Annotated in this window: 21 protein-coding genes; 3 read left to right on the top strand and 18 right to left on the bottom strand. The window is 38.1% G+C overall.

Features of this window, described 5'->3' with window-relative positions:
• Positions 1 to 67: 67 nt before the first annotated feature.
• From M3225_RS23105 to M3225_RS23095, 3 genes are all read right to left on the bottom strand, one after another.
• Positions 68 to 883 carry a transporter substrate-binding domain-containing protein gene (locus tag M3225_RS23105; RefSeq protein ID WP_251398098.1) on the bottom strand — a complete coding sequence of 272 codons (816 nt, stop codon included), beginning with the start codon at positions 881 to 883 and terminating at the stop codon, positions 68 to 70.
• Positions 884 to 904: 21 nt separating this feature from the next.
• Entirely contained in the window at positions 905 to 1,633 is a 729-nt protein-coding gene (locus M3225_RS23100; protein WP_251398095.1) for an amino acid ABC transporter ATP-binding protein, read from the bottom strand.
• 474 nt (positions 1,634 to 2,107) lie between these two features.
• Entirely contained in the window at positions 2,108 to 2,629 is a 522-nt protein-coding gene (locus M3225_RS23095) for a M15 family metallopeptidase (protein WP_251398092.1), read from the bottom strand.
• Positions 2,630 to 2,845: 216 nt separating this feature from the next.
• On the opposite strand from M3225_RS23095, the gene M3225_RS23090 reads away from it, so the two are divergent.
• Positions 2,846 to 3,358 carry a hypothetical protein gene (locus M3225_RS23090; RefSeq protein ID WP_251398089.1) on the top strand — a complete coding sequence of 171 codons (513 nt, stop codon included), beginning with the start codon at positions 2,846 to 2,848 and terminating at the stop codon, positions 3,356 to 3,358.
• Positions 3,359 to 3,399: 41 nt separating this feature from the next.
• On the opposite strand, the gene M3225_RS23085 is transcribed toward M3225_RS23090, so the two are convergent.
• The 4 genes from M3225_RS23085 to M3225_RS23070 form a co-directional block, all read right to left on the bottom strand.
• Positions 3,400 to 4,620 (bottom strand): multidrug effflux MFS transporter, encoded by a 1,221-nt coding sequence (locus M3225_RS23085; RefSeq protein WP_251398085.1) that lies wholly within the window; start codon positions 4,618 to 4,620, stop codon positions 3,400 to 3,402.
• A 67-nt stretch (positions 4,621 to 4,687) separates the two neighbouring features.
• Complete coding sequence (locus M3225_RS23080) at positions 4,688 to 5,509, bottom strand: MerR family transcriptional regulator (protein ID WP_251398082.1); 822 nt, start codon at positions 5,507 to 5,509, stop codon at positions 4,688 to 4,690.
• Positions 5,510 to 5,572: 63 nt separating this feature from the next.
• The gene (locus M3225_RS23075; protein ID WP_251398080.1) at positions 5,573 to 6,586 is read right to left on the bottom strand and encodes a nitronate monooxygenase; all 1,014 of its coding nucleotides are present in this window, start codon (positions 6,584 to 6,586) and stop codon (positions 5,573 to 5,575) included.
• A 175-nt stretch (positions 6,587 to 6,761) separates the two neighbouring features.
• Positions 6,762 to 7,826, bottom strand: a complete 1,065-nt coding sequence (locus tag M3225_RS23070; protein WP_251398077.1) for a lactonase family protein — start codon at positions 7,824 to 7,826, stop codon at positions 6,762 to 6,764.
• A gap of 333 nt (positions 7,827 to 8,159) precedes the next feature.
• Between M3225_RS23070 and map the strand changes: the two genes are divergently transcribed.
• The gene (map, locus tag M3225_RS23065; RefSeq protein WP_013055065.1) at positions 8,160 to 8,906 is read left to right on the top strand and encodes a type I methionyl aminopeptidase; all 747 of its coding nucleotides are present in this window, start codon (positions 8,160 to 8,162) and stop codon (positions 8,904 to 8,906) included.
• Positions 8,907 to 8,933: 27 nt separating this feature from the next.
• On the opposite strand, the gene M3225_RS23060 is transcribed toward map, so the two are convergent.
• From M3225_RS23060 to gatC, 10 genes are all read right to left on the bottom strand, one after another.
• Entirely contained in the window at positions 8,934 to 10,739 is a 1,806-nt protein-coding gene (locus tag M3225_RS23060; RefSeq protein WP_251398074.1) for an ATP-binding protein, read from the bottom strand.
• A gap of 23 nt (positions 10,740 to 10,762) precedes the next feature.
• Positions 10,763 to 11,746 carry a BMP family ABC transporter substrate-binding protein gene (locus M3225_RS23055; RefSeq protein ID WP_251398071.1) on the bottom strand — a complete coding sequence of 328 codons (984 nt, stop codon included), beginning with the start codon at positions 11,744 to 11,746 and terminating at the stop codon, positions 10,763 to 10,765.
• Between the two features lie 170 nt (positions 11,747 to 11,916).
• Complete coding sequence (locus tag M3225_RS23050) at positions 11,917 to 12,147, bottom strand: excisionase family DNA-binding protein (RefSeq protein WP_057245309.1); 231 nt, start codon at positions 12,145 to 12,147, stop codon at positions 11,917 to 11,919.
• 14 nt (positions 12,148 to 12,161) lie between these two features.
• A complete protein-coding gene (locus M3225_RS23045) occupies positions 12,162 to 14,900 on the bottom strand; it encodes a GTPase domain-containing protein (RefSeq protein ID WP_251398054.1) in 2,739 nt (912 codons plus the stop codon).
• Positions 14,901 to 15,095: 195 nt separating this feature from the next.
• The gene (locus tag M3225_RS23040) at positions 15,096 to 15,911 is read right to left on the bottom strand and encodes a YitT family protein (RefSeq protein WP_013055060.1); all 816 of its coding nucleotides are present in this window, start codon (positions 15,909 to 15,911) and stop codon (positions 15,096 to 15,098) included.
• Positions 15,912 to 16,187: 276 nt separating this feature from the next.
• Positions 16,188 to 17,561: a 23S rRNA (uracil(1939)-C(5))-methyltransferase RlmD gene (gene rlmD, locus M3225_RS23035; protein ID WP_251398051.1), complete on the bottom strand. Its 1,374-nt coding sequence runs from the start codon at positions 17,559 to 17,561 to the stop codon at positions 16,188 to 16,190.
• 95 nt (positions 17,562 to 17,656) lie between these two features.
• The gene (locus tag M3225_RS23030) at positions 17,657 to 18,589 is read right to left on the bottom strand and encodes a diacylglycerol kinase (protein WP_016762783.1); all 933 of its coding nucleotides are present in this window, start codon (positions 18,587 to 18,589) and stop codon (positions 17,657 to 17,659) included.
• 234 nt (positions 18,590 to 18,823) lie between these two features.
• Positions 18,824 to 20,254: an Asp-tRNA(Asn)/Glu-tRNA(Gln) amidotransferase subunit GatB gene (gatB, locus tag M3225_RS23025; protein WP_251398048.1), complete on the bottom strand. Its 1,431-nt coding sequence runs from the start codon at positions 20,252 to 20,254 to the stop codon at positions 18,824 to 18,826.
• A 14-nt stretch (positions 20,255 to 20,268) separates the two neighbouring features.
• A complete protein-coding gene (gatA, locus tag M3225_RS23020; RefSeq protein WP_013055056.1) occupies positions 20,269 to 21,726 on the bottom strand; it encodes an Asp-tRNA(Asn)/Glu-tRNA(Gln) amidotransferase subunit GatA in 1,458 nt (485 codons plus the stop codon).
• 16 nt (positions 21,727 to 21,742) lie between these two features.
• Positions 21,743 to 22,033, bottom strand: coding sequence for an Asp-tRNA(Asn)/Glu-tRNA(Gln) amidotransferase subunit GatC (gatC, locus tag M3225_RS23015; RefSeq protein ID WP_013055055.1), 291 nt, complete (start codon positions 22,031 to 22,033; stop codon positions 21,743 to 21,745).
• A gap of 365 nt (positions 22,034 to 22,398) precedes the next feature.
• Here gatC and M3225_RS23010 point away from each other — a divergent pair, with 365 nt between their 5' ends.
• Positions 22,399 to 22,884 carry a DUF3920 family protein gene (locus M3225_RS23010; RefSeq protein ID WP_251398045.1) on the top strand — a complete coding sequence of 162 codons (486 nt, stop codon included), beginning with the start codon at positions 22,399 to 22,401 and terminating at the stop codon, positions 22,882 to 22,884.
• A gap of 54 nt (positions 22,885 to 22,938) precedes the next feature.
• Here M3225_RS23010 and M3225_RS23005 read toward each other — a convergent pair whose 3' ends face one another.
• On the bottom strand, positions 22,939 to 24,132 hold the full coding sequence (locus tag M3225_RS23005; protein WP_251398042.1) for a CamS family sex pheromone protein: 1,194 nt from the start codon (positions 24,130 to 24,132) through the stop codon (positions 22,939 to 22,941).
• Positions 24,133 to 24,141 lie beyond the last annotated feature (9 nt).

The raw sequence follows: 24,141 nt of genomic DNA, 5'->3' as shown, positions 1-24,141 counted from the left end.
CCTCCCTTCAACTAAGCAAGCAGGATGAGCAGTATACTGCTCACCCTGAAAAAAGAAAACTATATGCTTATTTTTTAATCCACTTGTCGTGAATTTCATCATATTTCCCAGAGTCTTTCATCTTTTTGAGCGCATCATTTAAGGCATCTACAAGCTCTTTGTTTCCTTTTTTCACAGCAATGCCATAAGGCTCTTCTGTGAACGGCTTTCCTACTAATTCATAAGAAGGATCTTCATCAGCCATTCCATAAAGAATAGCATCATCAGTTGTTAAAGCGTCTCCTTGCTTAGATTTTAAAGCCGTAAATGCTTCTGCGTAGTTTTCAAACTCTAATACGGTTGTCTCTGGTGCTTTTTCGCGAATATTAATAGCCGAAGTTGATCCTTTAACAGCCAACACTTTTGTACCTTTTTTCAAATCATCGATGCTTTTAATTTTACTGCCTTTTTTCACAAGAAGAGACTGTCCAGCTTGAAAATACACATCCGTAAAATCCACTTCTTTTTTACGTTCGTCTGTAATAGTCATTGTCGCAACAACAGCGTCAATATCTCCTTTTTGAAGAAGAGGAACCCTTGTTTTGGACGTAACTTCTTTAAATTCTACCTTGTTTTCATCTCCTAAAATCTCTTTAGCCAACTGCTTGGAAATATCAACGTCAAAACCTTCTACTTCACCCGTCTTCGGATTTTTTAATCCAAACAACCGAGTATCATTTTTGACCCCAATGACGATTTTCCCTCGGTCTTTGATTTCAGTGAGAGCATCTTTTTTAGCTGACGACCCACTCGTTTCTTCACTTTTCCCTCCGCAAGCTGCTAACATCATAGCCGCTGCTAATGAAAGCACAGCTGCCTTTAAAAACGTTTTTGATTTCTTCATGTTACTCCCCCTATTAAACAATTAATGATTTAAAATACGGCTAAGAAATAAGCGAGCCCTTTCTTCTTGCGGGTTTTCGTAAAACTCAGCCGGAATTGCCTCTTCTAAGATTTTTCCTTGATCCATAAATACAATGCGGTCTGCTACTTCTTTTGCAAACCCCATTTCATGAGTTACTACTACCATCGTCATTCCTTCTTTAGCCAATGTTTTCATGACATCTAGCACTTCTCCAATCATTTCTGGATCAAGGGCAGAGGTAGGCTCATCAAAAAGCATAATCTCTGGTTTCATCGCGAGTCCCCTCGCAATGGCTACACGCTGCTGCTGGCCGCCTGAAAGCTGGGATGGATAAGCATTAGCTTTTTCGCCAATTCCTACTTTATCTAAATAATATAGAGCTGTTTTCTTAGCTTCTTCGGAAGACTGTCCCAGTACTTTCATAGGTGCTAAAGTGATATTTTCTAAAACCGTTTTGTGCGGATATAAGTAAAAATGCTGAAACACCATACCTATATTGCGGCGCAGTTTATTAATATTTGTTTTTTTATCCGCAACCAATATATTATTTACGGTTAACTGTCCATCAGATATTGTTTCTAAATAATTTATGCATCGGAGTATCGTACTTTTACCTGAACCCGAAGGTCCAATTACGACGACCACTTCGCCTTTTTCAATGGTTAAATTGATATCTTTTAATACGTGAAAATCACCGTAATATTTATTCACCCTGTCAAAAACAATCATTTTCCCCCTCCTAATCTGTGAAAAATAATGAATATTTAAATTTTTGAAATATTTAAAATATATTAAAAATTATATTCTTACCCTTAAAATAAAGTCAATAGTTGACAAATTATCTCTTTTTTGTAATCAAAATGAACTATCTTCAAATAAAATATGCTAGAAAAGTAAAAGGTTTTGTCGGCATTTTCCAATATGTAAGCATACATTCGCTGGGCTGAAGGTACTTGTATAAGCTTAATCAATAGATTATATTAGTTAACGCATATCTTTATACGAATTGTCCTTCATTTTTGTGAGGCAGTTCTCTCTAATCATCCTTCTTCCTAATTATTTGTCTACATTTTTTATTATATTAATATATAATTTTCTTAGCAGTAAATTTATAAAAAAAGAAATTACAAGCTTCTAGTCATGTTAGAGGTTCTGACATAAATATAGTAAAATTATATTATTCCTCTAAAAAAACACGCTTTGTTAGCGTGTGTGGTCTGTTATATTTTCGGGAATCATTTGCAAATGAGGATAGTCTTTAAAACCTTGCCACTCTCCTCCCCATTCGAACCCTAAATTTTTTGCTATGTCTACAACTTCCATCCAATCAGATTGATTGTTATTATTGCCGTTATATTCCATGTCCCAAATGACTCGTCCATCTTTTAACTGAATAGTGAAATCAATAGCTAATCCATAATTGTGATAAGATTGGCCGCCTTTTGAATAGGTCACAATATCGCCTTCTTCCGTCCTGCCTTTTGCATAAAGCTTATTTTGTTCTTCTTTTGAACGGAAACCTTCCGTGATTACAATTGAAATTCCTTGGTCACTTGCTTTTTGAACAAGTTCATTTTTCTTTTCTTCTAAGACAGGATGCAACTCAGTTGCTCCTGAGAAATCTTCTAACGTTGGACCTGGCTTTAATTCATCTCGAAACAAAAACACTAGGTTTACCGCTATTGCAACTATCAAAGCTATTCCTAATTTTTCAAGAACGTTCATCTATATAAAGTCTCCATTCTTTTATGTTATTACTTAGATAAAATCATATCGAATTTCATTTTGTTGTCCAATAAAAGAGCTGTAGGGTTCAAGAAATGCCCCTATATTTTTTCGTTTTTTATCTATTTTCACCATTTTTTCACTATTGGTGGTTACATTAACAATTGTGGACAGCTCTGTACCACATCCCTATAACTTTTAAGGAGTGACAACAGCATGAAAAAGAAACTATTCGGTTATATCATGGCAAGCGGTTTAACATTAGGAGTTATGGCCGCTGCAAATTCCACGGCATTTGCAGCAAGCAAAGATGAAACAAACTCTTCAACAGTTGTAGAGCGAACAAATGGCAGTACAACAAATACAGATGATGCAACAAAACAAAAAGTTGATGATATTATGAAAAAAGCGCAGGAAAAATTACAAAAACTCGGCGTAAGCTTGCCTCAGCACAAAGACGGTCCCTTCAGCAATCTAGATGCGGCTACTAAGAAAAAAGCCAAAGCTATCATGGATCAGCTTCGCGACGGCACGCTGACTAAGGAACAAGCTGAGGCCAAATTAAAAGAACTCGGCGTCCAACTTCCTGCTAAAAAGAAAGATTTTCTAAATGGATTAGATGCTGAAACAAAAGCTAAAGCTGAAACCATTTTAGAAAATGCAAAAAAAGAAATTCAAAAGCTTGGCGTCACAATGCCATTTGAAAAGCACGAGCATACAGCTCAATAACTAAAAAAGCTACTTGGCTCTCAACAGCCAAGTAGCTTTTTTTATGATGCAGTTTTTTGTCTCACTAACGTCATGTACACACCTAATGCTAATAAATCACAGACCATAATTACAATGCCCATCGGCAAAGCATTTTGCCCTCCTCCAAGTCCAACAAGAGGAGCTACAGCTGCTCCGAGCAAGAACGGAAGCAATCCTAGAAGCGCTGAAGCACTTCCCGCATTAGAAGCTTGATTTTGCATAGCAAGTGAAAAAACAGTTGTGTTCACAATTCCTACGCTTGATACAACAAAGAAAAGCAAGATGCAGACCAAAACAACTGATGTGTGAGTAGCAATCACGACCACTAAAAGCACGCTTCCAACGGCTGCTTGAAACAATCCATAAATAAGAAGAGTAGCTTCTTTTACTTTACCCGCTAAACGTCCTGTCACTTGAGTAGCTATAATTAGTCCAAGGCCGTTAATAGCAAAAACAAAGCTGAACATCTGCGGAGACAGTCCATAAATGTCTTGAAGGACAAATGTAGAACCTGAGATATAAGCAAACATAGCACTCATAATAAAACCTTGCGCCAGCGCATATCCCACGAAGACACCATCTTTTAGTAATACGCCAAACGTACGAAGTACTTCTGTTAATCCACCTTCTTTACGACGTTCGACCGGCAGCGTTTCTTTTAAACCAAATAAAACGGCAAAAAACATTAGTGCACCAATCACGGCTAACACACCAAATACTCCGCGCCACGACATAACCGTCAGCAGCTGTCCACCGGCAACCGGAGCCAAAATAGGAGCTAAACCATTTACAAGCATAAGCATGGAGAAAAACTTTGTTAAATCCGAACCTGAAAACAAGTCTCGCACGCTCGCTCTTGAAATAACCATTCCTGCTGCTCCTGCCATACCTTGAACAAATCGTAAAACAATAAAAATCCAAATAGACGGCGCAAACACGCATAAAATAGATGCAATCGCATAGGTGATTAATGCTGCTACAAGCGGCTTTTTCCTTCCGCGAATATCACTGAATGGCCCCATTACCACTTGCCCAAATGCTAAGCCCAATAAGCAAGCTGTCAGACTGACCTGTGCTAAAGAAGCTGAAGTATTCAATTCTCTAGCAAGCGTCGGTAGCGCTGGCAAATACATATCGATTGATAACGGGCCAAATGCGCTCAGTGAACCCAAGATTAAAATAAATAAAATTCGATTTCCTCGGCTTAAAGACATTCCTTGGGAAATACTTTGCTGATTCATCTATTGTTGTCTCTCCCTTCAGCAGTTTTACAATATTCTCATCTTAAACCCTCCAGCTACTGGATAGTCAAGACGTAATTCGAAGCTGAATTTCCGTCAGCCGCTCTTCTTCATGATGAGAAATAAATGAATCTACAATTCGCCGAATTAAAAAAGGACCTTCTGCTTTGTATCCTTCCGCATGGATAAAGCTCAGTAACGCATCATAATAGACTCCTGTTGTATCTCTCTTTTCTCTCATATAAATAGATGCATAATTGCCTTCAGGTATTAACGTAACGAGTTCATGCTTAAAAGAAACATCGCTTTCTACTAATAAAAAAATGCCATCGTAATCTGTAAATTGGCGTTTTTTCGTGTTTTCTACCGATAGCATAAATCCTACTTTCCCAATCATAATCGGGGTAATATGACTAATTTTCTTTTTTAAATCACGGAGAACACTTTCAGTCCCATCTAACGTACCTACCTCTGCTTTTACTTGAACAACTTCACGAGAAGGAAGGTGTTTAATGAACGGGACTCCTATTTGTTTAATATGTCTCGTCTGTTCTAATTCCTTCATTCGAGTTGTTAACTGCGCATTCACTCTTTGAAGGTGACGAATTTTTTCTTTTGTTACCTGCTGATATTCCGCTAAGGTCCCAATAAATTCATCCAAACTGCTGTGCTCCATCTTTCTTTTAATTTCTTTTAACGGAACTCCCATCAGCTTTAAATAGACAATGATATCTAATTTCTTAAATTGTTCTAACGTATAATAACGATATCCGGTTTGCGAATCAACTTCGTAAGGCTCGAACAGACCAATTTCATCATAATAGCGAAGTGTTTTAATCGGAATATCATGCAGTCTGGCCATTTGCCCAATTGTAAATTTGTTTTGCACTATGAGTTCACCTTCTTTATGTAAAGCTGCTTGTACTTACAGCAAGCAACAGCGTCATTCTCGTCATTTATTTAATCCTTGTACAAGCTCTTCCATAATAAGATGTGCAGGCAGTTCTTTTGCCATTGTAAATCCGGTTCCTGCCCACAAAGAAGTATACTCTGGATTATTCATTTGTGTAGCTTTTGTTCGAATAGGCTTTGTCATGTAATGAATATGAGGGTAGGCAGATGGTGCCGATTTATCATAGGAAATAAAAAAGGCATTCACAAATCCTCTAGCACGTTTCCCTGTAAAAGCTCTTGTAACTCCTGTTTCATTAAAACGCTTTTGAAGAATGCTTTCTTTATGAAGAGCACTCGCTCCGCTTTCTGAACAACAAATAAAAGCCGTACCTAACTGTGCAGCAGATGCCCCTTCTTGTAACACACTTTTAATGTCAGACCCCGTCATCAACCCTCCTGCAGCAATCAATGGCTTTTTAGTGATTAGGCGAACTTCTTTTAGCAAATTTACAAGCGAGTAATCCACCGAACTCTCTAAAAAAGTAGACCGATGGCCGCCGGCTTCAATTCCTTGCAAACATAGCGCATCTGCTCCTGCTCTTAAAGCCACTTCCCCTTCTTCAGGTGTTGTAATCGTAACGAAAACACGGCTTCCAATTTCTTTTAAACGTTCTATAATCTCTCGATCCGTGCACCCAAATGTAAAGCTCACAGCAGGGACTCGATGTTTTTGAATGATGTCGAGCTTAGCATTCCATTCATCATCGTCATTCTTTGGTATACCAACTTGACATTCCAAATATTCAGCTGCTTTTGACAGTTCTTTTTGATAACAATCAAGTGCTTCAACTGCTACTTTTTCATTTGTCGGAACAAACAAATTCACTCCATAAGGTTTTTTCGTAAGTGAGTGCATCTCTATAATTTCCTGCTCCATTTCACGCGCACTTTTATATCCCGCAGCTAAAAACCCTAGCCCTCCGCTATTGGATACAGCTGCAGCTAGTTTAGGCGTCGAAACTCCTCCTGCCATGGGAGCTTGTACAATTGGATATTTACATATATTTTCCACACTTATCACCTCACCCTTTTTATGCATTCTCTCTTCATTTTACTATAACTCCAGAAAAAAAAGCCCTCCAAAAGGGCTTTTTTTCCATATATACTTTCTTTTACAAAGGGACTCTCACGCAAAAAAACAACCATTGCCTGATTGTTCTTTGATCAGGTCTGATTTTCTACATCAATTACTTATAGTGTAGGAACTTTACACAAACAGCTTCTGGAACCGTAACGTTAGATTGAAGAAGCGTTAGTTTTCCACTTTCTTGGTCTCTTTCAAACAGTACCAAGTTTCCTGTTTCTTGATTAGACGCTACAATGAATTGTTCGGTTGGATCCAAAACAAAATCGCGCGGCCAGTCGCCTTCAGTGCCTGTCCATTCTACGAATGTTAACTGTCCAGAATCCTGATCTACTTTGAATGTTGCAATCGAGTTATGTCCACGGTTTCCTGCATAGACAAAGCGGCCATCTGAAGAAATGTGGATAGCACTCCCTTGATTATTTTCTGTAAAATCAGCCGGAATCGTTGAAATAGCTTGTTGTTGAGTAAAGCTTCCTTTGCTTTCGTCATAAGTTAAAAATAAAACTTCGGAGCTGAATTCTGTCATTGCATACGCATAGCGGCAATTTGGATGGAACGTTAAATGTCTAGGGCCTGAACCAACAGATGTAGAAAGGCTGCTGACTTCCTTCAATTTATTCTCTTCCACCTCATATGTCACAATTTCATCAATCCCCAGGTCTACAACGGCCACGTGCTTTTCTCCAGGAGTAAAATCCGCATAATGTACATGTGGTTTTCCCTTTTGTCCTTTTTTGAGGTCTGAATGAGGATGTTCCACTACCGATGCTACATATTCAATTTCTCCTGTTTCTTCATTAACAGAATACGTCTCAACGCTCCCTTTATGAAAATTAGCAGATAAAACAAGCGTATTATCTTCATTCACTGAAACGTAGCAAGGAGGCGCGCCGTCTAGCAGCTGTTTGTTTACAAATTTTAGTTGCCCTGTGTTTGGATCAATCTTAAAAGCAGCTACTCCGCCTTTTTCTCCTTCTTTAATAACTGTATAAAGATGTTCATTGTCTTTGCTTGCATTTAAGTATGTAGGATTTTCAATTTTAGCCACTGCTTTTACTTCTACAATCTTTTTAGCCTTCGTATCTAACGTAAATGTATAGACACCTTCACTGCCTGCTTTTGTATATGTACCTGCAAATCCAATAAATTTTCCATGTTCACTCATTTTCCTATACCCCTCCTAAAGAATTGTTTTGTTTCATTTATTTTACTATATCACACCGCATTTGTTATAGAGAATGCTCCAATTCAACGTTCATTTATCAGTTTTCCCTATATACCTATCGTCAAACCCTTCCTTTTTAAGCCTGCATCTTGCATTTTCCTGCCATTGGGCGTTATGATTAAGGATGATTTTATATCGCCAAATGGCAGATGGCTTCTATATTTCTTAGATTTTCAAATAAAGAAGAATGAACTGATGGATAGTCGACTTCCATCGCTATAACCGCTGCTTAACTTTTTTCGTAAAGTTACATCAAAAAAGGAGTGAACAACAATGATCACATTAAAAAGTGAACGCGAAATTAATTTAATGCACGAAGCAGGTAAATTATTAGCTTCTTGTCATAAAGAAATCGCTAAAATGATCAAACCAGGCATAACAACAATGCAAATTGATAAATTTGTTGAAGAGTACTTAGCAAAGCACGGAGCAACGCCGGAACAAAAAGGATACAAAGGATATCAATATGCAACGTGCGCTTCTTTAAATGATGAAATTTGCCACGGTTTCCCAACAAATAAACCGTTAAAAGACGGTGATATCGTAACCATTGATATGGTTGTAAATTTAAACGGAGGTTTAGCAGATTCTGCATGGACTCATACCGTCGGAGACATTTCAGACGAAGCACAGCGTCTAGTAGATGTTACATACGAAGCGCTTTTAAAAGGAATCGAGCAAGCACAGCCAGGAAATCGCACAGGTGACATTGGCCACGCTATTCAAAGCTATGTAGAAGGCGAAAAATTCTCTGTGGTACGCGACTTCACAGGACACGGAATTGGAAATACCATGCACGAAGCGCCTACAATTCTTCACTACGGAAAAGCTGGCAAAGGTACACGTTTAAAAGAAGGTATGGTTATTACAATTGAGCCAATGGTAAACGCGGGTACATGGCATTCTAAAATGGATAAAAACGGCTGGACTGCCCGTACAACAGACGGTAAATTATCCGCTCAATTTGAACATACACTTGCGATTACTAAAAACGGTCCTCTTATTTTAACAGCACATTAAAAAAACAGCCCTTTTGAGGCTGTTTTCTTAATGTAGAGGAAATTTAATAACAAAAACTGTGCCGCGGGAAGAAGTAGATAATAATTTGATCTGTCCTCCGTGGCTTTCTAGAATACGCTGAGCAATTGGCAGACCAAGACCTGTTCCACTATCTTTTGAAGTGGAAAACGGCTGGTACAGCGACTGCTGCATATGCACAGGAATTCCTTTTCCAGTATCCTCAATATATAGACAATACCTATCTTCATGGACCTGCGAGTAGATTGTAATGACTCCTTCTCCATCCATAGCTTCCATACTGTTTCGAATTAAATTATGAAGAACTTGTTTGATTTGTTTTTCATCTACCTTTAGTATATACGGCTGCAATTTCACATCAAATATAAGCTTATCTTTTTCTGTAAATTTGCTTGAGTGAGTAATCAAAGGCAATAGCTCATTAATAATATCCTGCATGCTGACTTTTTTCATCACCGGAGTTCCTGGTTTTGATAACAACAGCATTTCTTCAATAATATAATTGATCCTCTCTAGCTCTTTCATAAGCAGAGGCAGGTAAAAACGCTTTTTCTCCTCATCAGAAAGAGACTGATTCATAAGAGATATAAATCCATGAATCACGGCGAGCGGATTACGAATCTCATGAGCAGCTCCGGCTGCCACTTCTCCAACCAGGGCAAGTTTCTCAGACTGATGCATTCGCTTTTCTAATTCTTCGGTATCCGATATATCAATGAAATAAAAAATTCTTCCGATGCTTTCGTTCTTCTCATTAAACAGCTGCGTTTGAGAGACTAAAAAGCAATAGCACGTCTCTTTCGTTCCAAATAACACTTTTTTATTTTCGTGAATTTCTCCCGAATTCAACATGCTCCAAAATTCAGTATTATATTCAGGACATTCCTCCATATACCTGCAAATATCCTTTTCGTCGAGATCTAAAAACTGCTTTGCTGAGGTATTGGCAAATATACTATTTGTCTCATCTTCCATTGTGATAATTCCAACAGGCAGTGAATTTAAGATCTGCTGGCGATACGCTTTATCTTTAATGATTTTCCAAAATGAATCTTCTAAACTAACCGACATTTGATTGATAGAAGTCGAAAGCTGCTTCAGCTCGATTTGCTTTGTGCCTTGAAGAACAAGGCCGTATTCTCCGTCCGCAATATCATTCACTTTTTCAATCATTTGTTCAATTGGTTTCGTAAGGCTCGCACTCATACGATAAGAAACATACAGAGAAACCACAATAGCACTTACTGTTAAAATCAATAGTAAAATTAATGAATCTTTAATAATGACAGACAGTGTATCTGATAGTGTATCAAGTGAATCAACCGTCTCTTCTTTTGAACTATTAATATCTTTTTTCATCTGATACAGGTCCGGCAAATAATTTCCCTTAAGATACTCTTGTGCTCCTTTTACATCTCCGTACTTCAGCAGTCCTTGCACGTTATTAGAAATCTTAAAATCCAGCAGCTCAATTTTTTCTTTCAGTGGAATCAACGATTTTGGCACAGGCTGCTTATATCTTTCATTGTTTTCAATAACTCGTGTATCATATGATTGATATTCTTCTATCAAAGAGACAGTGGGGTTCTTTAGATTATTTTTTACAATGTATTCTTTTATGTTCAGCTGCTCTTCCCAATAAGAAAGCCACACCATTTGGGGAACATCTTCATCTTTAATTTCGTTGCTTACATGATTCATTTTATCAATGGCATGCACTAAAACTAAAGAGAACCCGCTTAACATGAATGTAATCAAAAGAAGAATCGTTAATATTTGGCTACGGAATGACATGTTGCGAAATAATTGATTCATAATCATCTCTTTCTTTTTCATAGTTACTTCGGCTGTGTAGACATTCTAACTTTCGAATATAAAATTTGTTTTTCCTGTTTACTGTACATCGGTCCAAAAGGCGCTAGTTTATAAACACCGTCCCTGGCGTCAAGTTTGACTTCTCCAGATGGAAGACCTTTTTTACTGAAATAGTCTTTCATAATCACGTTGTAAGCTTGAGGAACATCATTTATCACACTTGTTAAAATAACAGACCTACCCATGTACGCCTGATCATCTAAATATCCTATTACGTACATTCCTTGTGTTTTCGCTTCTTGAATAACTTCTTGATTATACGAATTTCCTTTAGTATAGACGATATCGACACCTTGATCTTTTAACTCACGGAGCAGCTTTACTGCTTTTGCTCCATCGTCTCGGCTGTTTACAACTCGATAATAAAAAGCAATCGATGAATCATACGCTTTGATTCCTTGTTCAAATCCTGGATTCTTTTCTTTTGCAAATGTATCGATTAATCCAATTTTTTTCGTTTTTGTCTTCATGGCAGCTGCCGTGCCTGCCAGATGCTCTATTTTTGTTTGATCAAATGTATATACAGTTTGGTTTTTATACCTTGAAGTACCGTGAATGGTGACGAAATGAACATGAGGATACTTAGGAGCGAGTTCTGTAAAAACGGTAGAAAATTCTCTTCCATGTCCAATTACGACTTTTGTTCCATTTTGAATAACTTTTTCAGCAGCTTCCTTCATTTTTTGGTTCGTATTTACTTCGCTAATAACTTGAGCCGAAACAGGGTACTGCTGCTCAATGTTGATTTTCCCTTTATAAGCTAGACTGCCCCAGCTTTGATCTGTCAGTACATCAGAGGTGAGAATTGCAACGCTTGTGTTTTCTACTTTTTTTGTAGTTTGCTGACTTATAATCCCATGTGTTTTCGAAATAATAATAATTAAAAACGAAGCGACAGCAATCAGGGCAAGCAATAAAATCAGCCTTAACTGTCTTGATCGTTGCATAGACCTTCTCCTTTTTGTTTAGCATACTTTCATTATATAAAAAAAGCAGCTAAAAAGACTACATCTTTAACGAAATTCCAACTTTTTTCGACATTTCTTTCATATCTTACCTTTTTTAACACTTTCACTCCAAAAGAAAAGCAGAAAACATCTGTTTTCTGCTTCTGCCTTCAATCTTCATCTTTTACGTCCATATCTTCAGGGATAGGCTCATTTAGATACTCTTCAATTTGTTTTTTGTACTTTTCCATTTGCTCTAAGTGGGTGTTAAACTGCTCTTTATTTAATAAGTAGTTTTCACCATCGAATATAGCTCGTACTTTTCCTTCTTGAATCAATTTCTTCACGTACTCTTCGGGAAAAGATAGATATTCCGCTGCTTCTTTTATTGTTAAATACATCTTGCTCCACCTTTTTATACGTTGTAGTGTACCTCTTCTGTAGCTTTAACCATTAACTCATACTGACGCAAGCGAAGCTGGAATAATGTTAACGGATCATAGTAAGCTTCAGGATTGGCTTTCATATGACTTAACACGTCTTGATTTTCATTAATATGCGCCTGTGTTTCTTCAATCGTTTCTTTTAGAACCTCTTTTGGCTTTTCAAAGAATAATTCAATATCAACTTCTAAATTTTTCTCAAACAAATTAAACTGCATAAAAAACTTTGTTAGCATAGATTCTGTAATATCGTGATATTCTTGACTTTCAATGTACTTTTTATATTGATTATAAAGCAGCGTTTGGTTTTGAAGAATTGAAGAAAACAGTTTTCCTGCTCCTTTTAACAAGAGCTGCGTTGGATTAACGCGAAGTAAAATATTTTCTTCATCCAGCTGAACGCGATTAGCCATACGATTAACGTCGCGTCGCCAGTCATCCAGCACTTTAAAATCGCAGGCTAACGTTAATTTTTGCTCATTGTACATTTTATTTAATGACTCTGCTACTTCTTCAATATCTACTTGACTCGCAATCAGCTCTTCATTTGATGTAGCAATCCAGTCCTTTAAAGAAATGCGGAACTTAGGTAGGACATCTTGCTGCAAATGCTCTTCCACGCGCATATTCATTTGCTTATTCAGCTCAATATGAACCGTACTAAAATCACTGTCTTCCTTCACTAATTCTGAAGACTTTTTGAGTAAACGAGGAATTTTATTTTTTAGCTTTTTGCTAATATCCTCTTTGATGCCGTGATAAGCCGAAACAATACTAATCGCTTTTTCTTGTTCTAAGTCATCCACTCGATGCAAGAAGCCATTTAATCTCACAAGCATATCTTCGTTCCATTTAATACTTTCAATCAAATGATTTTCTGTTTGATTTCTCTTCTCCACTAAGCTCTTTAGCATGCTTTGAATGAAGAACAGAAGTCTGCGCGCACGCTCTTCTACTCCAACGTCGTTTGGATCGTAATAGAAATTAGCTTTAATAAATTGAGCCAAGTCTCCGTGGTGCTGACTCGATACGTAGTGAGGCGTATAGGCTAATACATGTGCCTGCGGGAAATCAGCTCCAATGCTTGCTTCAAATTCTTTTGTGATTCGCTCAATCGTTGCTTGATTATAAAGACTGTCCATATTGTTGATGACAAAATGAACTGGCGTATTTGGCGCATGCTCTTTAATCTCCAGCAATAATTCTCTTTCTTCGTCAAGCAGCGATTCTTTTGCATCAAGCACAAACAGTAAACCATCTACTAAAGGAGCATATTTAAATGCATCCTGCTCACGTGCCTCTTGTTCTGTAAAGCTTGGCGTAACAATGCATGAACAATTATGCTTATCAAGGAACCCAAAAGGCTTTTTCACTTCTACAAGCGCCTGGTGAGGAGATTGCTCCGCTCCATCAATCGTTTCCATCGGAATGATTTCTTGATTAGCGATTTGCTGGATAGATTCTTCTTCTTCATGAATGAACACAAAGGTTGTTTCGTGATTTTGCGGTACCTTTTCTTCTGTAATCGATCCCACAAATGACGAAGTTGCGGCATTTGTTCCTGTAATTAATAAGTGTGTCGTATGAGCGTCTAATAGAAAATCTACCCACCATTTAAATGTGTGCCCCACTTCTAAACCATTTTCATTGGCCCATTTAATAATGCCATGGCAAAGCTTGTAGTGATATTCGAGACCATCAATGTCGTTACGCGCCTCAAAAATTAATCTGCCTGCATTTTCGATGGTGATTGTATCAATAGTTGACGGAAACTTTTCATTCCATGACAGCACGGCTGCAGACGGAAATAATGCACGTGACTTATTTGTAATTTTAAGCCAGTTTGTTAATACGTTTGGAATGACTTCATGCAATTCTTTTACAGAATGATCACTTTCCATTAAGTCAGTGTACGTCTCTTGATAAAGAGTTGAAATCTCTTGCCAATAATCATAGAGGCCCACTTCAATATTCAAGAAAATATCATTGATGGTTTTAATCCAAGCAAGATAAGGAGGCTGGCTCTTATATTGTTTCCATAAAGCTGAGACAAGCTGTTTGAAATACACTTGATCCACTTTGTAAAATGCAATCATCACTTGATAAAAATAGTTAGGGATAAAGTTTGTTGTATATCCTTTATCTACGTAAGCCTTTAATACCGCAAACCAATTTAGCGATTCTGTTCGAATACACTCATCTACTGCAAGCTCTACTGCGCTATTAAAATCTTCTTGCTCTTCATAAAATCTGCGCGCAATCGCCGTGACGTTTGGATAATCCGGCTGAGAAGCAACCAGCTCGTTAATGACTTCATAAGCTCGTTCAATATTGTTATGGTCCGTATAAAGTGAAAACAGCTTTAGCGCTATTTCAGCTTTTAATACTTTTGAATCCGTTTCAATGGATAAGTAAAGCTCTTCAGCGAGCGTAGACAACCCCAGTTCATAATGCGCGTCGGCTGTATTTTTCTTCGCCCACAGCTTAAATTCGCCATTTACATTCTCCCACTTAAAAATCGCGGACTCAAAATCTTGATTATGAAAATACACTTCTCCCTGCGCTAAGCGAATGAGCGATAAGTCGTACCACTCTTTTTGCTGCTCTTCGTAGTAAGCTTGTCCAAGGACTTTTACAGGCGGCTGATTTTCATTTTCTTGCATAAACGTTTCGTAATATTTCTTTTTGGTTAACTGATATTCTACCGTCATATAGTCTCTCCTTTTTGATGTCAATGTTTTATGTACTCTATCAAATTCCCTTTTTTATACTTTTCATACACGATATTTTCTTACTCATATTTTACGCAAAAAAAGCCTCAAGAACTACTCTTAAGGCTTTTTTTATAACTTTTATACTATAAAAATGGCTATTTATCATAAATCGGCGCTGAAATAACAGATAAATTAATAGGCATCCCGTCGAAACAGCCCCATTACCTCTACCGTTTCCGTAATATTCACGAAAGCTTCAGGATCAACCGATTGAATTAACTGCTTGAGGTTTGCAAGCTCATAGCGTGAGATGACCGTCATTAATATTTTACGGTCTTCTCTTGAATAAGCACCTTCACCATTCATTAACGTCACCCCGCGCACTAAATTGGTAAGAAGCTGCTGCTTCATTTCTTCGCCTTTTCTCGTAATAATGGTTAACGTGAGCTTAATATGGCGAGTATGAATCGCATCCACTACTTTTCCTGTGACGAAAATCGAAAGCATCGTATATAAAGCCGCGTCCCAGTTCACAAAAAAACCTGAAACAAATACAACCACGGCATTCATCGCTGATAATATAGCGCCAAGCGGAAATTCTTTTTTATGCGTAAGAAGCATCGCAATAATATCAAATCCACCTGTCGAAGCTGACTGACGAAAAACAAACCCTACACCAATTCCAGTTAAAACTCCTCCAAAAACAGCTGACAGAATAGGGTCTGTACTAACAGCTCTCAAGGGAATCACGTATAAAGCAATTGATAAAGCCACAACGGACAGCAGCGTATGTAAAACAAACCGCTTTCCTAACTTCATAAAACCAATAATTAAAAGGGGTAAATTCAACAAAAAATTCATTGTTCCCGTGCTTGCAGGCGTTAAAATTCCTATAATCATAGCAATACCGCTAATACCGCTGCTTAGCACTTTATGGGGGATTAAAAACCAATTGTATGCAAATCCAATTAACACAGAACCCGCTATAATAGCAATTGCTCTATACATGATGTCCCTTCACCTCTTACCACAAATATAATGTTTTCATTTATTGCTTCTTTATTATAATTCCTAAAATATTGAAAACCTTAAAAAAAGTATATTCAGAAATTTGCTGTGTTGGTGGGGTGGACAAACGGCCAAATAAAACGGACATAAAAGCAATTAGTGCTTTTATGTCAAGCTTTATCTGCTTTTGTATGAGCGCTCTAACTTTACCTTTTTCGTGCTTATTTAAAATAAAAAAGCTGCTTTCTTTACTAAGATAGCAGCTTTAATGAAGAGTTATTTTAATTTTAATACCGCCACATTCTCCACATGCGTCGTGTGTGGAAACATATCAACAGGCTGCACTTCAACCGTCTCATAGCCACCTTTTTCTAAAATAGCTAGATCACGTGCAAGAGTTGCTGGTCCGCATGAAACATAGACCACTTTTTTCGGTTTCATGTCGATGATGGTATTCAAAAGGGCTTCGTCGCACCCTTTTCGCGGTGGATCTACGACGATGACGTCCGCTTTGATGCCTTGTTTGTACCAGTTTGGAATGACGACTTCTGCTTCGCCTACTTCAAATTCAGCGTTGTGAATACCGTTTAGCTCAGCGTTGCGCTTTGCATCTTCAATAGCTTCAGGAACGATTTCAACGCCATATACTTTTTTCGCTTTTTGAGCGAGAAATAACGAGATTGTTCCGATTCCACAGTAGGCGTCAATTACCGTTTCTTCTCCTGTTAAGTTTGCATACTCAAGCGCTTTGTCATAAAGCACTTTCGTTTGCTCAGGATTTACTTGGTAGAATGATTTTACTGAAATGGCAAATTTAACATCACCGATATAGTCGTAAATATATTCTTCTCCCCAAAGTACGTTCGTTTGATTCCCTAGAATGACGTTTGTGCGCTTGTTATTGACATTCTGAACAATTGATTTGACGTTCGGCACAGCTTCAATAATGTCTTCTACAATGCGCTTTTTGTTTGGCAGCTCAGCTGTACGAGTCACAATTACAACCATAATTTCACCCGTTACAAGTCCGTAGCGCGCCATGATATGACGAAGCGTACCTTTATGTTTTTGTTCCTGGTAAGCAGAAACTCCATGCTTTTCACAGATTGATTTGACAGCTTGAACAACATCATCATTTGCCTGCTGCTGAATCAAACAGGCATCCATATTAATGATGTCGTGGCTTCGCTGCTGATAAAACCCAGCGACCAAACCGCCTTCTCGCTCTGCTACGGGAACTTGAGCTTTGTTTCGGTAGCGCCAAGGATCGTTCATTCCTAACGTCGAATGGACCGGAACATCAGGTAAGTGACCAATTCGCGCCATGACGTCTTTTACTTGCTTTTGTTTAAATTGCAGCTGTCCTTCATAGCTTACATGCTGCAGCTGACAGCCTCCGCACAGCTTGTAGACCGGACAGGGTGCTTCAACACGCTGTTCACTAATTGTATGGTGCTTGATGATCTTGCCAAACGCATAGCCTTTTTTTACTTTAATGACTTTTACTTGGCCGCTTTCGCCAGGCAGCGCATTTTGAACGAAAATAGGAAATCCGTTCACTTTCGCTACACCCGCTCCGTCATGCGTTAAATCTTCAAACGCAACATCTATATATTCATTTTTTTCTACAGGTGGTTTTAATTTTTCCATTTATCGTTACATCCTTTTAGTCATTTGAAAATGCTGAACTGATTGTACCATAAGAGCGAAAGCCAAACAAAGAAAAGCATGAAAAAAGATCGCAATTAGGCGATCTCATTTTTTTCCATCAATTCAGCTGTTGCTTTTGGAACAAAGATTTCTACATGGCGATATAAGTTTACAAATTCCCCAGGCAATAACCCTCCGTACTCGCCATCTAGATTTAGCTGCATTTTATCATTCGTATGAATTTTAACACGGTTCGCTTTTGTATAAATAATATGAGGATCATTGATATGTTCTCCTCGCAGCGCAAGTGTCGCAATTCGAATAAATTCAGCTAAATTTGCTTTCTTTAAAATAATTAAATCAAACATGCCGTCATCTAAAGAAGAATCTGGTGCCAGCTTTTCAAAACCGCCGACTGAGTTCGTTAAGGAAACGAGGAAGAACATAATCTCGCCGCCAAAGAATTTTCCGTCATACTCAATTTCAACAGATGTTGGTTTAATAGAAGGAAGCATTTCCATGCCTTTTAAATAGTAAGCTAGCTGTCCAAGCATTGTTTTTAACTTACTTGGCACTTCATATGTTAATTCAGTTAAACGGCCGCCTCCGGCGATATTTACAAAGTAATGCGTTTCTCCGTCGTTTGTTACACAACCTAAGTCAATTGGCTTCGTTACACCTTCTACAATGACATCAATAGCACCTTCAATCGTACGCGGTACATTAATGGCACGAGCAAAGTCATTTGTTGTTCCAACAGGAATAATACCTAGCTGCGGACGATAGTCTTGTCCAGCGATACCGTTTACGACTTCATTGATGGTACCGTCTCCACCAGCTGCAATTACAACGTCAAAGCGACGTTCTACTGCTACTTTAGCAGCTTCTGTTGCATCACCAGCGCAAGTTGTAGCATGACAAGATGTTTCGTAGCCTGCTTGCTCTAGCTTTTGCAAAACTTCCGGTAAGTTTTTCTTGAAAATTTCACGGCCCGATGTCGGGTTATAAATAATTCTCGCTCTTTTCATATTCATCATCCTAATAATGATAATTTGTCACAAATCTTTGCCTACTTTTATCAGTGAAAGAATGCCCCCTCACATTACATCATCAACAAGAGGGGGCATGAACAAACATATTATAAAGAAATTAACCTTGATATACAATATTCACGTTTCGGTTTTTATTCATACCTTCAGCGCGATCGCCCTTACTCATAATAAATGTGAGATGGATACCCACCTCACATTTAGTTATCAAATTTAGCGTTTATTAATTTCTTCTAAAAGAATTTTATTAACCATCGGTGGGTTCGCTTGGCCTTTTGAAGCTTTCATAATTTGACCAACTAAGAAGCCAATTGCACGATCCTTACCGTTTTTGAAATCTTCAATAGATTGAGGGTTTGCATCTAATGCATCTGTTACGAATTTACGTAAAGTTGCATCATCAGAAATTTGTACAAGACCTTTTTCTTTTACAATTTTCTTTGCATCTCCGCCATTTTCAATTAATTCTTTGAATACTTTTTTCGCAATTTTAGATGAAATTGTACCTTCTTGAATTAATTGAATCATACCAGCTAGGCCTTCAGGTGTTAATGCTACATCTGAAAGTTCTTTTTGGTTTGAGTTTAAGTAAGCAGAAACATCACCCATTAACCAGTTAGAAGATAGCTTCGCGTCTCCGCCTGCAGCAAGTGTTGCTTCAAAGAAATCAGACATTTCTTTTGTTAGCGTTAATACCATTGCATCATAAGCAGGTAAGCCAAGCTCTTCTACATAGCGCTTTTTACGAGCATCTGGAAGTTCAGGAATCGAAGCACGAACGCGCTCTTTCCACTCTTCGTCGATGTGTAATTCTAATAAATCAGGCTCTGGGAAGTAGCGATAGTCGTCAGATCCTTCTTTTACACGCATAAGAATTGTTTCACCCGTAGACTCATCAAAGCGGCGTGTTTCTTGCTCGATTAGGCCACCAGACAATAACACTTTTTCTTGACGAATTTCTTCGTGTTCAAGACCGCGGCGCACATAGTTAAATGAGTTTAAGTTCTTTAACTCAGCTTTTGTACCAAACTCTTCTTGTCCAACTGGACGTAAAGAAATATTGGCATCACAGCGAAGTGAACCTTCTTCCATTTTACAGTCAGATACGCCTGTATATTGAATGATTGATTTTAATTTTTCTAAATAAGCATATGCCTCTTCAGGGGAACGCATATCTGCTTCTGATACAATCTCAATTAGAGGTGTACCTTGACGGTTGAAGTCTACTAGTGAATAGCCATCGCCTGTATGCGTTAACTTACCAGCATCTTCTTCTAAATGAAGTCGGTTGATACGAATGCGCTTCGTTTCACCTTTAACTTCTACTTCAATCCAACCGTTCTCGCCAATTGGTTTATCAAATTGAGAGATTTGATAAGCTTTTGGGTTATCCGGATAGAAATAGTTTTTACGATCAAACTTTGTATCTGTTGCGATTTCACAGTTTAGCGCAAGCGCTGCTTTCATTGCAAAATCAACTGCTTCTTTGTTTAACACAGGTAGTACGCCAGGATAACCTAAGTCAATTACACTTGTGTTAGCATTTGGAGCTGCACCAAATGCGTTTGGACTTGCTGAGAAAATTTTAGATTTTGTCTTAAGCTCAACGTGTACTTCAAGACCAATAATCGTTTCAAAGTTCATCTTTATCTCACCCCTTACAGTGCTGGTTTCGCTTTATGATGCTCAGTTGCTTGTTCGAATGCATGAGCAACACGATAGATTGTGCTTTCGTCGAAATGCTTACCGATAATTTGTAAACCTAATGGCAATCCATTTGATAAGCCGCAAGGCACAGAAATACCAGGTACTCCAGCAAGGTTTACTGGGATTGTTAAAATATCGTTTGCATACATTGTTAATGGATCATCTGTTTTCTCACCAATTTTGAATGATGGAGTTGGTGTAGTTGGTCCAATGATAACGTCATAGTTTTCAAATACAGACTCAAAGTCTTGCTTGATTAACGTACGTACTTGCTGTGCTTTTTTGTAGTAAGCATCATAATAACCAGAGCTTAACGCAAATGTTCCAAGCATGATACGGCGTTTTACTTCGTTTCCAAAGCCTTCGCTTCGAGACTGCTTGTACATTTCGATTAAGTTCTCAGCATTATCTGTACGGTATCCGTAGCGAACGCCATCAAAACGAGATAAGTTAGCAGACGCTTCAGAAGAAGATAATAGATAATACGTAGCTAATGCGTATTTAGAGTGTGGAAGCGATACTTCTTCCCAAGTTGCGCCTAGTCCTTCTAACACTTTTAGTGCATCTAAAACAGACTGGCGAGCTTCTTCGCCCACACCTTCGCCTAAGTATTCTTTTGGAACAGCAATTTTAAGACCTTTTACGTCACCTGTTAAAGCAGATACATAATCCGGTACATCAACATTGGCAGAAGTAGAATCCATTGGGTCTACGCCTGAAATTGCTTGAAGTAAATATGCATTGTCTTCAACAGAATTTGTGATTGGTCCGATCTGATCTAAAGAAGATGCAAATGCCACTAATCCGTAACGAGATACGCGACCATACGTTGGTTTTAATCCGACAACACCGCAATAAGCAGCTGGCTGACGAATTGAACCACCTGTATCAGAACCTAAAGAAAACGGAACTTCGCCTGCTGCTACAGCTGCAGCGGAACCACCGCTAGATCCACCTGGTACGTAATCTAAATTCCATGGGTTGCGCGTTAACTGAAGACCTGAGTTTTCAGTTGAAGAACCCATTGCGAATTCATCCATATTTAATTTACCGATTGTTACCGCTTCAGCTGCCTGCAATTTTTGAACAACTGTTGCATCATAAATCGGATCAAAGTTTGCTAAAATTTTACTAGAGCAAGTTGTACGTAAATCTTTTGTGACAATATTATCTTTTACACCGATTGGCATACCAAATAATAAGCCAAATTCATCTTTTGTTTGTAATGCTTCATCTAGCTCTTTTGCATAAGCACGAGCATTGTCTTCATTAAGCGCTAAGAACGCACCTACTTTATCATCTACTTCATTAATACGTTTGTATGATTCGTCTACTAAATCTTGTACACGTACTTCTTTCTTGTGTAAAAGGCTATGTAGTTCTGAAAGTTTACGATCAAATAAAGACATCGTAAAGCCTCCTTCCTTATTCTAAAATAGTTGGTACTCGAATGTAGCCATCCTTGTGGTCTGGCGCATTTTTTACTACGTCTTCAATTGGTAAACCTTTAGCTGGCTTATCTTCACGCATTACGTTTTTCATATCCAATACGTGAGAAGTTGGTTTTACATTTGTAGTATCTAACTCATCTAACTGTTCTGCATATGTAATAATAGCATCTAATTGTTTTGTAAATAGTTCTGCTTCGTCATCCGTCACCGCAAGTCTCGCTAAGTTTGCAACGTGTTTTACTTGATCAACAGAAATTCTTGACATGTTCCTTCACCTCCGAATATTCGTCCCACTACAATATACTGATAATACCAAACTTCACTAGCAACAGGCAACATTTCTGAGACTAGTTCCTAAAATATTAAAAACCCCGCCAGACAAGACAGGGCTTACATTTATCACTTCTATTTTATACCAAATCTATTTCATTCAAACAACATTCCATACTTTTCCTTCGTCATAAAATATTTCTCTCTTGCATAGGTATAAAATAACCTTCTTTTTAGAAAAGATAGATAGAAAGAGAAACATGCTTTATATGAACACACCACCATGTTTTAATTTCACTAGTCTTTGGGAAAGTAAAGAAAACGAATAACTACTTTACCGTAAAAGAGGTGCTATAAAAATTGAATAAAATACTTATACAGTCAGTCATCCACCTGCGCCCAGTGTACCAGCAAAGCGGAAGATGGTTTGTATTAGATGAAGAATTCAAGTGGGATTTGCCCACCTTGCAAAAAGATGTTTTTGCTTGTTTAAATAAAACCTTTCATATTCCTATAATTTTTTGTGATTCATGTGAAGCCAATAAAATTGTCTCCGCTCTTGGAGAAGAAGAAGCAGAATACCTGCAGTTTGCATCAGGCGTCTACTGGCGAGAAGTTGGCATTATATTTATTTTTAAATTTGATAACTACCTCCCGCTTGTTGAAACTATTTTTCACGAGCTGCGTCACTATATTCAAGATCATATCCCTTATTATCAGAAAGAATTTGAGCTGGATAAAAAGCGCCCGTATGAAGAGCGGACAACCGAACAAGATGCGTTTGCGTTCGCTACTTACTATCTCGCTAAGTTTACGAGACAAAATCCTCACGCCATTCCTTCATAAGAGGCAATTTCATAGGAATAGAAAAAGACACTGCTCACGCAGCGTCTCTTTTGCTTACTCTTCGTAAATATGAACGAACGGCTTGTCTTCATCTGCTTTTCTAACAATGAGAGCTTCCGGTCCGCTTACTGAGTTAATAGAGATACTCGTTTCCATATATGAAGGGAAATGATCAAGCATTAAACCAGCAACGTACTGAGTAAATCCTACAATTTCACCTTTTCCGTAAAACTGTACGGGAATATCAATCGTCATTTTTTGAAGCTGTCCATCTTTGTAATACCCTTTCCCTACTACGCTTGTAAAGTTCGGGAAGTAGTCTTCGATTTGTGCTTTAAACTCATCAAATTTCATCGCATCATCTCGATGATCTTTCGTTGCATCTGATGATGGGAATAAATAATATTGCTCGTCTAAATTATCCCAGCTGCCAACGGCCGTATCATTTGAACCTGCATTTCCTACAGCTATAAAATTACCTGGTGTTAAAGAGGACTTAGCACTTTGTTTGAATAGCGCTACTCGAACTGGCACATTTTCTAAGCCTTTGATGTCGCGCATACGCTTAACAATCTCATCTGCCATTTGCTTTCCTTGGGCTTCAATCTGTTTATTTGTAAGCTTCACTTCACGGGCATAACCATTTTCTTCTGTATAATAATGAACAGAATTCATCGCTAAGCCAATTGTGACGCCTCCAAGTTTGACTTTGTCGTCTCCGTCTTGAATAAGGTAGTCTTGTTCAGTAATGTTCGCTAAGTACATTGGACTTGTTTCGTTACGAGTTTTCAAATCGCCTTTTTCTGTATCAATTGGGTTTAACCCGTTGTTTTTAATCTTCTTTTTCGCCGTATCATCTTTTGCTTTGCTTTGAAGATCTTTGAACTGTTTATCACTCAGCTTACGGCTTAACCATGAGCGAATGGTATCTTTATCAAGATACTGACCTTCTTGATACACATATTTTTTCGGAGAATAGCTATCTGTCGACAAGCGCATTAAGCCTGTTTCGAATTCTTGTGCATCCAAGCGGTTGTTTAAGTTAGCTGCCACTAAGCCCCTTGCTACTCCCGCTTTAAATGGAAGAATCGTTCGGTAATAATCATCTGAAATACTATACTTCGGAATAACTGCTTTTTCTTTCTTGTTGTTGGTTTGTTGAACAGTCTCTTTATCGTCCGAAAGGTTCGGTGCACACGCTGAAGTTACAAGCATGACCGCAAGAGAAAGTAACAATATCTTTTTCAACTACACACA

This window comes from Priestia aryabhattai (assembly GCF_023715685.1).
Taxonomy (GTDB): Bacteria; Bacillota; Bacilli; order Bacillales; family Bacillaceae_H; genus Priestia; species Priestia aryabhattai_B.
This window is presented reverse-complemented; position numbering and strand designations above follow the sequence as displayed.

Excerpts from the sequence above, each read along its gene's own strand:
- M3225_RS23105 (WP_251398098.1), bottom strand. The coding sequence starts at position 883 with ATGAAGAAATCAAAAACGTTTTTAAAGGCAGCTGTGCTTTCATTAGCA.
- M3225_RS23100 (WP_251398095.1), bottom strand. The coding sequence starts at position 1,633 with ATGATTGTTTTTGACAGGGTGAATAAATATTACGGTGATTTTCACGTA.
- M3225_RS23095 (WP_251398092.1), bottom strand. The coding sequence starts at position 2,629 with ATGAACGTTCTTGAAAAATTAGGAATAGCTTTGATAGTTGCAATAGCG.
- M3225_RS23090 (WP_251398089.1), top strand. The coding sequence starts at position 2,846 with ATGAAAAAGAAACTATTCGGTTATATCATGGCAAGCGGTTTAACATTA.
- M3225_RS23085 (WP_251398085.1), bottom strand. The coding sequence starts at position 4,620 with ATGAATCAGCAAAGTATTTCCCAAGGAATGTCTTTAAGCCGAGGAAAT.
- M3225_RS23070 (WP_251398077.1), bottom strand. The coding sequence starts at position 7,826 with ATGAGTGAACATGGAAAATTTATTGGATTTGCAGGTACATATACAAAA.
- map (WP_013055065.1), top strand. The coding sequence starts at position 8,160 with ATGATCACATTAAAAAGTGAACGCGAAATTAATTTAATGCACGAAGCA.
- M3225_RS23060 (WP_251398074.1), bottom strand. The coding sequence starts at position 10,739 with ATGAATCAATTATTTCGCAACATGTCATTCCGTAGCCAAATATTAACG.
- M3225_RS23055 (WP_251398071.1), bottom strand. The coding sequence starts at position 11,746 with ATGCAACGATCAAGACAGTTAAGGCTGATTTTATTGCTTGCCCTGATT.
- M3225_RS23050 (WP_057245309.1), bottom strand. The coding sequence starts at position 12,147 with ATGTATTTAACAATAAAAGAAGCAGCGGAATATCTATCTTTTCCCGAA.
- M3225_RS23045 (WP_251398054.1), bottom strand. The coding sequence starts at position 14,900 with ATGACGGTAGAATATCAGTTAACCAAAAAGAAATATTACGAAACGTTT.
- M3225_RS23040 (WP_013055060.1), bottom strand. The coding sequence starts at position 15,911 with ATGTATAGAGCAATTGCTATTATAGCGGGTTCTGTGTTAATTGGATTT.
- rlmD (WP_251398051.1), bottom strand. The coding sequence starts at position 17,561 with ATGGAAAAATTAAAACCACCTGTAGAAAAAAATGAATATATAGATGTT.
- M3225_RS23030 (WP_016762783.1), bottom strand. The coding sequence starts at position 18,589 with ATGAAAAGAGCGAGAATTATTTATAACCCGACATCGGGCCGTGAAATT.
- gatB (WP_251398048.1), bottom strand. The coding sequence starts at position 20,254 with ATGAACTTTGAAACGATTATTGGTCTTGAAGTACACGTTGAGCTTAAG.
- gatA (WP_013055056.1), bottom strand. The coding sequence starts at position 21,726 with ATGTCTTTATTTGATCGTAAACTTTCAGAACTACATAGCCTTTTACAC.
- gatC (WP_013055055.1), bottom strand. The coding sequence starts at position 22,033 with ATGTCAAGAATTTCTGTTGATCAAGTAAAACACGTTGCAAACTTAGCG.